Source organism: Nitrospirota bacterium, assembly GCA_020851375.1.
GTDB lineage: Bacteria > Nitrospirota > 9FT-COMBO-42-15 > HDB-SIOI813 > HDB-SIOI813 > RBG-16-43-11.
Window position 1 is genome coordinate 1 of the sequence record JADZCV010000043.1, and the last position, 10,223, is coordinate 10,223.

General features: G+C 46.3%; 7 protein-coding genes and 2 rRNA genes. 1 reads left to right on the forward strand and 8 read right to left on the reverse strand.

The genetic code is table 11. The features are described from left to right. Positions 1 to 362: 362 nt before the first annotated feature. On the forward strand, positions 363 to 1,250 hold the full coding sequence (locus IT393_08035; protein ID MCC7202591.1) for a phosphoribosylaminoimidazolesuccinocarboxamide synthase: 888 nt from the start codon (positions 363 to 365) through the stop codon (positions 1,248 to 1,250). 36 nt (positions 1,251 to 1,286) lie between these two features. Here the strand turns inward: IT393_08035 and IT393_08040 are convergent, their stop codons facing one another. The 8 genes from IT393_08040 to IT393_08075 form a co-directional block, all read right to left on the reverse strand. Further along, a complete protein-coding gene (locus tag IT393_08040) occupies positions 1,287 to 2,963 on the reverse strand; it encodes an AarF/ABC1/UbiB kinase family protein (protein MCC7202592.1) in 1,677 nt (558 codons plus the stop codon). A gap of 3 nt (positions 2,964 to 2,966) precedes the next feature. After that, positions 2,967 to 3,557 carry a periplasmic heavy metal sensor gene (locus IT393_08045; GenBank protein MCC7202593.1) on the reverse strand — a complete coding sequence of 197 codons (591 nt, stop codon included), beginning with the start codon at positions 3,555 to 3,557 and terminating at the stop codon, positions 2,967 to 2,969. 48 nt (positions 3,558 to 3,605) lie between these two features. Beyond that, positions 3,606 to 4,178 (reverse strand): TlpA family protein disulfide reductase, encoded by a 573-nt coding sequence (locus tag IT393_08050; GenBank protein MCC7202594.1) that lies wholly within the window; start codon positions 4,176 to 4,178, stop codon positions 3,606 to 3,608. A 52-nt stretch (positions 4,179 to 4,230) separates the two neighbouring features. Beyond that, positions 4,231 to 6,699, reverse strand: a complete 2,469-nt coding sequence (locus tag IT393_08055; GenBank protein ID MCC7202595.1) for a homocysteine S-methyltransferase family protein — start codon at positions 6,697 to 6,699, stop codon at positions 4,231 to 4,233. A 40-nt stretch (positions 6,700 to 6,739) separates the two neighbouring features. After that, positions 6,740 to 7,414, reverse strand: a complete 675-nt coding sequence (locus IT393_08060) for a hypothetical protein (GenBank protein ID MCC7202596.1) — start codon at positions 7,412 to 7,414, stop codon at positions 6,740 to 6,742. A gap of 76 nt (positions 7,415 to 7,490) precedes the next feature. After that, positions 7,491 to 9,410 (reverse strand): HAMP domain-containing protein, encoded by a 1,920-nt coding sequence (locus IT393_08065; protein MCC7202597.1) that lies wholly within the window; start codon positions 9,408 to 9,410, stop codon positions 7,491 to 7,493. 369 nt (positions 9,411 to 9,779) lie between these two features. Further along, positions 9,780 to 9,896 (reverse strand): 5S ribosomal RNA (gene rrf / locus IT393_08070). A gap of 47 nt (positions 9,897 to 9,943) precedes the next feature. Beyond that, a 23S ribosomal RNA gene (locus IT393_08075) occupies positions 9,944 to 10,223 on the reverse strand; the annotation flags it as partial.

Genomic DNA, 10,223 nt, shown 5'->3' on the forward strand with positions numbered 1-10,223 from the left:
AGGTTTCATGAAAACGTCAGTCCCGCGTCAGAGGGAATACAGACCGATGGGACAGATTCTGTATTCCCACTTCCGTGGTAATTACGGGTGAAAAAAATCCTGCGGGTACGGGTTCCGTGGAAATGACGGGTATTTAGGAGTATTTTCGGGTGAGCTGTCATGAGCCCTTCGACTGTTCGGCACGCTCACAGCTCAGGGTTCACCAGGGTTCATGAAAACGTCATTCCCGCGTAAGCGGGAATCCAGACCGATGGGCCAGATTCTGGATTCCCACTTCCGTGGGAATGACGGGTGTGAAAAATCCTGCGGGTACGGGTTCCGTGGGAATGACGGGTATTTAGGAGTATTTTCGGGTGAAAGAGATGCACGACTCAGGGAAACCAGTCCTCAGGATTGAACTGCCAGGCATCAAGCCGGTCAGAAGCGGCAAGGTGCGCGACATCTTTGACCTTGGCGACAAGCTCCTTCTTGTGGCATCAGACAGGGTTTCTGCATTTGATGTGGTACTCCCAAATGGCATACCAGGCAAGGGAAAAGTTCTCACACAGATTTCACTTTACTGGTTTAAGCAAATGGAAGATATCATATCCAACCATCTGTTAAGTGCGGATGCAGAATATTTTCCTGCTGTCTGTATCCCAGCCAGGGCTGTTCTTGAGGGACGAAGTATGCTGGTAAAGAAGGCCAGGCCACTTCCTGTTGAATGCATTGTACGGGGTTATCTGTCCGGTTCAGGATGGAATGAATACAAAAAACAGGGCACAGTCTGTGGCATCAAACTGCCTGATAATCTGCTTGAGTCATCAAAGCTACCCGAACCACTGTTTACACCTTCGACAAAGGCTGAAGAAGGTCATGATATAAACATTAATTTTGATGAGGTTATAAAAATTGTCGGTAAAGAGATGGCTGAAAAACTCAGGGACACCAGCCTCAGGATATACACCAAAGCGCGGAACATGGCAGAAAAAAAGGGGATAATAATTGCCGATACCAAGTTTGAATTCGGCCTCTGTAATAATGAATTGATTTTAATTGATGAGGTGCTCACTCCTGACTCCTCCCGCTTCTGGTCAGCCAAAACATACTCTGCCGGAAAAAGCCAGGACAGCTTTGATAAGCAAATCATCAGGGATTACCTGCTCACATTAGACTGGAATCAGCAGCCACCGGGGCCGGAACTGCCTCAGGACATAGTGGATAAGGCGGCTGCACGTTACCGTGAAATTATTGGAATCCTGATGTCCTGATGAAATGTCCAGGGGTTCTTCTCCAGGCTGATGTCCTTACAACCTCCCTGATCTTATTATCGCCCATACAAGCCAAAGGCCCAGAACGCCCGCCACTATGTAACCTACAGCGCCCAGCAGGGGAAACCCAAGAAAAAGAGGGCCAATCTGTGTCTGCATAATTATAGACGACCCTACAATAATGGCGGCTATTATAAGACTGAATGACAACCTGTTACTCGCCTTATCAATGTGCTGTTCAAGACCTTCGAGTTTTTCGTGCCTCACCTCTATTTCGATTCGCCCTTCCCTTATGCGCTTGAAGATATGATGTATCTCCCTGGGAAGTTCACGCATCAGGCTGCTGACCTCCAATCCAATCCTGACGATGTCACTGTAAATCCTTTTGGGTTCAAATAACTTTTTCCTGAGCAGGTGCTGGGCATATGGCCTGATATTCTCAACGAGGTTGAACTCAGGGGCAAGAGTCCTGACAATGGACTCCACCGTCATAAAAGCCTTTCCGAACAGAAGCATATCATTTGGAATTTTAACATGATGCCTCCTGCCAATGGCAATGAGACCATTTACAAAGTCCGCAAAAGAGAAATCCTTCAGGGGTATGTCATGAAATCCTTCGATAAAATCACTCATATCCTTTTTCAACGCCTTTAGATCACATTCACGCATTACAATGCCGGTCTCAAGATAAAGGTCCATCAATCTGCCGATGTCTTTTTCTATAATCGCCAGGAAAATGCCAGACAGGCTGTCAACCATTTCATCGTCAAGCCGGCCCATAATCCCGAAATCATGAAAACAGATGCGTCCGTCTTCAAGGACAAAGACATTTCCAGGGTGAGGGTCAGCGTGGAAGAATCCATGATCAAATATCTGAAACAGGTATGAATCACTGAATTTTTTCGCCAGTGCATATTTTGAATGTTTATCCCCGTCAACATCAGTAATCTTAATGCCGGGCGCATACTCAATAGTAAGTATATGGATTCCACTAAGGTCCCAGATAACCTCAGGTACATAAACATCCCTGGAGTCTTTGAACATTGTCCTGAAGCGATCCGCACTCCTCCCCTCAATCCTGAAATCAAGTTCTTTGCGTATCGAGGTGGAGAATTCTTCCACAAGACCAACCGGGTCGTATAACTTTGCCTCAGGGATATATCTATTGATAAGTCTGGCGAGTGTAAGGAGGATGCTTAGATCTGTCTCAATCGTATCTTTGATTCCAGGCCGTTGTATCTTAACAACCACTTCCCGTCCGTCAGGAAGCCTTGCCCTGTGGACCTGTCCGATAGAAGCTGCTGCAAGGGGGTTTTCATCGAAGTATGCATAGAGCTTTTCTGCAGGGCTGCCAAATTCCGATAATATTTCCTCCCTTGCCTGTTCAACCGGGAAGGGAGGAACACTGTCCTGAAGTTTTTGCAACTCCCGCACAAAGTCATCAGACAAGATATCACGGCGCAGACTCAGTATTTGCCCGAATTTAATAAAGGTGGGGCCGAGCTCTTCAAGTACAAGCCTGAAGCGCCCGGCAATATTTTGGGGACTCTCTTCCTTCTCCCGGGTCCTGAATATCCGTTTGCCTAAAGGGACATACCCCTGCAGGTTCAGTCTTTCTACCAGATAACCAAACCCATATTTTATGAGGGTATTAAGTATTATGCGAACACGCTGTATGTCCCTGTATGTCTGCTTAAAATGGTAAAATGGCATAAACTAATGCCACCCGTACCCCCATCCACCCGTGCGTGAACCTCTCCAGTCCATCAGGAATTGGAGAAGCTCCTGATACTGTTTGTCAGAAAGGAAACTGCGTGTCTTCAAAAGGGTCTTTACCCTGTATGTATTAAGCGCTGCCCATTCAGACTGGATCTTGTTTGAAATATCTTCGATCGCCTTGTCGTTGGCATCTTTTGATCTCAGCAGTTCCATCATGTCCATTTCTGCAATCTCTATTTTGACCCTCCTCGTCATTACTTCTTTGCGGTAGTCGGAATATATCTTCCTGAACTTTTCAGCCTGCTCGTCTGTCAGCTCAAGCTTCGATTGCAAATCCTCCCACCTCTGCATCATTGGCGGCACTCCCATCGTCCCGTCAGATTTGCCCATCATGTGATATTTCATGCCAGGCCCCGCCATCCCTTTTCCCATCATCCCGGGCGTTTTCATACAGGGGGGGAAAGAATCATCGCCCATCATTGCAGAAGAATTATAATCTTCATATCCTTCATCTGCCATCCCCGCTCCTGCAAATGTCATAATGACACTCAAGGCAACAAATAGAACCAGCCACTTACGCGTCTTCATGTTTTACCTCCTTAGTTAACAGGTTAGTTGAATTATTGATCCTGCATTTTATGGTGCAGTCTGAAGCAGTGCAGCAATATACTGACTTGCCTGCCGCGTGCTCCAGTCTCTGCCCCCCTGAGCCTTTCCTATTATTTGTCCACTGGAATTGATGAAGTATGTAGTAGGAAGCGCCCATACCTTATAATTATCAGACACTTTATAGTCAGAGTCAATAAGCGCAGTGAAGGTAAGATTATACTGTTTAAAAAAAGTGTTAACGCTGGTCACGTCTTCTCCGGAGGCTACAGCAATAATTACAAATCCCCTGTCTTTAAACTGCCTGTATAACTTTTCCATTGACGGCATCTCATCCCTGCATGGACCGCACCAGGTCGCCCAGAAATTGAGCATTATCACCTTCCCCCTGAAATCTTTCAGGTTGACCTTTTTGCTCGAAACGTCTTTCAATGCAAATTCCCTTGCTTCGAGAGGGGCTGAATACTCCTGAATGCCGAGGTAAGATGCAGAGTAATTGCCTGCGGCAGATTGTCTCTCCGGGAGCACTGTTACGCTCAGGCCTGCGCACAGAATAATGATAAATAATATGCTGAGAAGATTGTTGCGTGATGCAAATTTCATAATAGACTTAACGGATCAATAGATTGAATATAACACGCATATAATTACAGCGTCAAGGAGAAGCAAGTCTCATTTGCCGGTCCTTGCCTTTAAGCAGGCCTTCAGCCACATACACAACGTCGCCTACATCCCTGCTGTATCCGTCAACACCTATCTCATCGGCAAACCTCTTCGTTGTCACAGCGCCCCCAATCATGATCTTGTACGGGAGCCCCTGCTCCTGAACGGAATCTCTTACAACCTTCATCTGCATCATTGTCGTAGTCATAAGGGCTGATAAGCCGATAATATCCGCACTATGTTCCTTTGCCGCACCAAGTATCTCTTCACAGGAGACATTCTTGCCTATGTCAATGACCTCAAAACCAAAATTCTTCAGCATCATACAGCAAATATTCTTGCCCAGATCATGGATGTCCCCCTTTACTGTAGCCATAATTATAGTCCCCTTCTTTGCCTTTGCCGCATTCTTTTCCATGTGCGGAGTCAGGACATCCACCCCCTTTTTCATGGCTTCGGCAGAAGCGACCAGGTGGGGTATAAACTTTTTCCTCTCGGCAAACAGGTCTCCAAGATGCCTGATGGCAGGGGTCATAATTTCAAGGAATATGTCTGAAGCGGGTATACCCTCTTCCATGCCCTCGTAAACCAACTTCACTATACTATCCCTGTCGCCTTCTACAACTGCATCGAATATCCTTTCACGGGCACTCTTGCTGGTTTTGCCGGTCTTGCCTGCCTCAGCCCCGGGGACAGAATTCAATTCTGTCCCTGCTGTCCCCACAGGGGGATTAACCTCATGAAATGTAATATACCTCCGGCAGCCGGCGTCCCTGCCTGAAAAAAGGCTTGCAGCAAGCACAACGCTGTGCATGCCGGAATCATACGGATTAATGATGCCTGCATCAAGACCAGCCCCTATTGCCATCCCAAGAAAGGTATTATGAATGAGCTTACGGTTCGGCAGACCAAATGACACGTTACTTACTCCAAGTATAGTCGGACACCCAAGCCTTTCCTTGACAAGCCTGATTGTTTCCAATGTCTGTGCTGAAGCGTCAGGGGCCGCTGATACAGTAAGGGCAAGACAGTCAAATATTATATCCTCTCTTCTAATTCCGCAGGAAAGGGCTTTTTCAAGGATAGCCTCTGCAATCTTCAGGCGGTCTGCTGCCTTTTCAGGCAGATCACTTCCGGCTAACAATGCAATCACTGCGGCGCCATATTTTTTGATTACAGGAAGAAGTCTTTCGAGCCGTTCAGTCTCAGCATTTATGCTGTTAACAAGGGCCTTGCCTGCGTACACCCTGAGGCCATTTTCAATCGCATCAACGCTTGAGCTGTCAATGACAAGGGGTGCATCAACAACAGTCTGGACAGACACTACGGCACGCTGCATGTTTGAGGGCTCATCAGTCATGGGGACCCCGACATTAACATCCAGCGCCATAGCATCGGAATCATATTGCTTCCTCGCCTCAGACACCACCACATCCATTCTCCCTTCTCTTATGGCCTCAGCAAACGCCTTTCTCCCTGTCGGATTAATCTTTTCTCCGATCTTGAGGAAAGGGTATCCGTTACCGACATAAACGGTTTTAGAGCGGCTTGTTATCTTCATCCCCTTTGTCGCAGACCTTGAAACCGGTCTCTTCCCTTTAATTTTTCCGGAAAGCAGATTTATATACTCAGGCGTTGTCCCGCAGCACCCCCCCAGGATATTTACACCTGCCTCATAAAACTGTTCTGCATATGATGCAATATCCGCAGCAGTCGCCGGGAATACTGTTCTGCCGCCTTCATTCACAGGAAGACCTGCATTAGGTTGTGCACAGATGAAGGCATCTGTTGTCATTGCAATCTTTTTGACAACACCGGTCATCTCTGCAGGTCCTGTTGAACAATTTACGCCGATAATGTCCACACCCAGTCCTTCAAGGACTGCTGCTGCGGTCTCAGGGCCGGTGCCGGTATCTGTAAGGCCATCCTGGGTAAAGGTCATGAGAGCGGCAACAGGCAAGCCCCTGCCGGCGCTTTTTGCAGCGACAACTGCAGCCCTGATCTCAATCAGGTCGAACATTGTTTCTATAATCAGGAGGTCACATCCTGCATCAGCAAGCACATCCGCCTGACGGGAGAATATGCCCACAGCATCGTCAAAAGACAACTCGCCAAGGGGATAAACAGTTACGCCGCACGGTCCTATATCACCGGCAACAAATCCGGCATCTCCAACAGCTTTTCTGGCAATCTTAACCGCTTCCCTGTTTATCTCTTCCAGTCTGTTTTCGGCCCCATACTCAGAAAGCCTCAGGCGTGAAGCCCCAAAAGTGTTTGTAATTATGATGTCACTGCCAGCCCTGACATACTCTCTGTGGACATCAAGAATAATCTCAGGCCGCTCCAGGTTCCACAAATCAGGGGCATATCCGGCAGGCAGCCCCCTGTTCTGAAGCATCACCCCCATAGAACCATCAAGCAATAAAACTTCATGCTTTAATTTCTGAAGTAAATCCCGCATTTAAACTCCTTTCATCCTCTCACTGCTTCAAACTCATTGCTCATTGCTTTAAACTCATTGCGTCTTTTTTACGTTCCCATCCAATAACAGCCGACACTGAAAATCTTGGCATCATTATAAACGACTCAGTAACTGAGACCCCTATCTTTTCAGCCTCTGTCAGTCTCATGATCTCGCTCTGGGCCTCCAGGCCCCAGTCTCCATATCCAGCGGCATAACGGAATGTAGGCTTATAGCCATTCTTTATAATCTCCGTTTCCACTATGCCCCCCACCTGCTCTGCCATATAGTCCGCCATCCAGGCAGCTACCCTCTCCAGGTAAAACGCATCAGCAAGGCTTGCCCCCGTAATCTCATCTATCTTTTCAACTATGGCCTTCCCTATTGTACAAACGAGCAGAGTAGCATAATCACATTTTTTCAGAAGCCTGAGCAAATTGTCTCCGCTAAACAGATTATCACTCTCCCGTATAGAGACCCTTTCCGTATCATTACTGACCTCTTCAATCCTGAATGTGCGATAACAGGCAGATCCTTTTATAAGTGAATACCCCAGATCAATGGCATTCTTTATATCCCTTGAGATATGCTCCTCACTCAGGTCTTTCAGCGCAGAGATACTGCGTGGTATCCGCAGCTCCCGCAGCACCTTTTGTTCCTCTATCTTGAAGGGGACATTGTTTAGCACTACAACTCGTCCAATGCTTTTTATCATGTCAGGGGATATATTAACACAACGGGGAATCAAAGTGGAGTCATACGGTCACATGCAGGCATAGAATCTGCCGGTATTATATCTTGAACTTGCTTGCCTGCGAATCAAGCAGCTCTGATTGCTGTGCAAGCAGATTTACGGCTGTGGACATCTCTGATGCTATATCAACACTACGCTGGGTGATGCTGCGTATTTCTTCAGTAAAATCAAGGATTTTCTGACTCTCCTTGGCCTGATCATTCGATGCTATGACTATTTCCTGAATTTTTGTACTTACGCTGGTCATGGCCTCTGCAATCTGACTGCTGCCGATTGCCTGCTCATTAGTCGCCCTTTTAACCATTTTGGCAATATCCCTGATTTTCTCAGTAGCCTCTACAATTACCTGAGTGCCTGCATTCTGCTCCTGTGTTGCATGCGCAATCTGTCTTATCATAGAATTGATATTCGCTATTGAACTCGTTACTTCCTTCATGCTTCGTGCCTGTTCAGAGGTAGACTTCTCTATCAGCTTGGCCATCTCCTGAGAATCTTCCGCACTTTTCAATATCTTCGACAGGACAGCATCCGCCTCAGCAGACAATCTGCTTCCGTCATCAACACTTCTTGATACCTCTTTTGTTAAAATTACAGAATCATTCACTTCCTTCTGGACATCTTCAATAAGCTGGGAAATCTCCTTTGTTGACATTGCAGTCTTCTCAGCCAATTCCTTTATCTCATCAGCAACGACCGCGAAGCCTCGTCCATGCTCACCTGACTGCGCTGCAAGTATTGCTGCATTTAAGGCCAGGAGTCCGGTTTGATCTGTTACTTCATCTATGATCGTTAATATGCCGCCAATCTGTGCAGACCTCCTGCCAAGATCACTAATCACCTGTGACAGTTTATCCATTGTAAGACGTATATTATCCATTCCCTCTTTTGTCTTACGGACTGACTGCAGACCCATTTTCGCTGCATCTTCACTAACCTTTTCTGACAACTGGGCCGCTTTTTGGGCGCTCTCCTCTACTGTGCCTATGGACATGTTAATTTCCTGTACAGTCAGCACCGTCCTTTCGGCTGAGTCTGCCAGGATGTCAGCATGATCTGCAATCTCTTTAACCGATGCAGACATTTCAATTATGGCGGAAGACGCCTCTTCAACAGACACCTCAAGCATACCGGTATTGTCAGCCACCTCTTTTATGGTTGATTCCATCTCAATGATTGATGTAGATGTGGATACAACACTCGTAGACAACGTATCAATACTGCTGGCTACTTCCCTTATAGAGGTATTTATGCCTTCTATTGAGTTAGATATCTTTTCTATAGAATGTGACTGTTTCCTGGCGCCATCACTCACATTGTTTGAACTCAGGCCTATGTCGTGTGATGCCTTAACCACTTGCTTTGAGGCATCCTGGACACTCTTCAACATCTCCTTAAGGCTTTCAACCATCCTCGTAAATGCCGTTGCGAGCACACCAACTTCATCGCTTGATTTTATATTAATTGTATGAGTGAAATTCCCCTCTGCAACTACAGTAACTGCATCAGCCATATCCAGGATTGGACTTATAATCATTTTCACAAAGGCTGATGCTATGCCTATGGACAAAAATATTATTATTGCTGTTATTGCTATGCTGACAATTAATATATTCTTTAATTCAGTGTTAAGGGAACTTAGTGACAGGCCTACTCTTACAGATCCAACCGTTTCATTGCCGGCGTCGTGTCCAATTGACGGGACACCTTTTCTGATTACCGGAACTACTATGTCATAAAATGAATTGCCCTTTGCAATCGTCATGACAGAGACCGTTGATGCACCTGAAGTCTCCTTATCTATATCTATGCTGGAAACCGGTTCAACTATTTTCCTTACATGAAGCGGGTCTTTAAATGCAAGTTCCCTGCCCCCGCTGTTGTAAACAATTACATATGCGACATCCCTGCGGTTAATTACTCCATCAATAAGTATCCCCAGTATTTCGGAGTCATCCATGCTTATTCCGAAAACTGAGTTATAGGCCAAATCCTCGGCTAATATTTCCCCCTTCTCTATCAATTTTGAATGGAGCTGCTTTTCTGTCCTATGAATGAAGAAAAAGACTGAGATTATCCCTGTTAAAAGAAACATCAGGCTGAGCAGAATAATAAACTTAAGTCGAATACTTTTTAGGCAATAGGTATACAGATCCTGAAAATGCATAGCATTAATCCAATGTTGGTGCATCCGTTATCGGAGTTAATGTATTGGCACTTGAAAAAAAGAAAAGGGGGGACAGCGACTTAAAAAAAATATAAAAAGGGGGACACTTCCCTAATTTTCAGATTACTTGAAAATAGGGAAGTGTCCCCTTTTTTTATTTAATCCCGGCAGCCATCTGCTTTCCCATGGCCTTTCAACCATAGTATCATCGACCCATGAGGGCTTAACTTCCGTGTTCGGAATGGGAACGGGTGTTGCCCCTCCGGTATTACCACCGGGAAACTTATCTAGTTTAAATACCAAATATACCAAAGGCAAATTAATTTATGGTCAAGCCTCACGGCCTATTAGTACTGGTAAGCTCAACACATTACTGTGCTTACACATCCAGCCTATCAACCTGGTAGTCTACCAGGGACCTTTAGTCCGCTTGCGCGGAGGGATATCTAATCTTGGGGTGGGTTTCCCGCTTAGATGCCTTCAGCGGTTATCCCTTCCGGACATAACTACCCAGCGCTGCCACTGGCGTGACAACTGGCACATTAGAGGTCCGTCCATTCCGGTCCTCTCGTACTAGGAACAGCTCCCCTCAAATATCCTGCGCCC

Excerpts from the sequence above, each read along its gene's own strand:
- IT393_08050 (MCC7202594.1), bottom strand. The coding sequence starts at position 4,178 with ATGAAATTTGCATCACGCAACAATCTTCTCAGCATATTATTTATCATT.
- IT393_08065 (MCC7202597.1), bottom strand. The coding sequence starts at position 9,410 with ATGGATGACTCCGAAATACTGGGGATACTTATTGATGGAGTAATTAAC.
- IT393_08035 (MCC7202591.1), top strand. The coding sequence starts at position 363 with ATGCACGACTCAGGGAAACCAGTCCTCAGGATTGAACTGCCAGGCATC.
- IT393_08055 (MCC7202595.1), bottom strand. The coding sequence starts at position 6,699 with ATGCGGGATTTACTTCAGAAATTAAAGCATGAAGTTTTATTGCTTGAT.
- IT393_08045 (MCC7202593.1), bottom strand. The coding sequence starts at position 3,557 with ATGAAGACGCGTAAGTGGCTGGTTCTATTTGTTGCCTTGAGTGTCATT.
- IT393_08040 (MCC7202592.1), bottom strand. The coding sequence starts at position 2,963 with ATGCCATTTTACCATTTTAAGCAGACATACAGGGACATACAGCGTGTT.
- IT393_08060 (MCC7202596.1), bottom strand. The coding sequence starts at position 7,414 with ATGATAAAAAGCATTGGACGAGTTGTAGTGCTAAACAATGTCCCCTTC.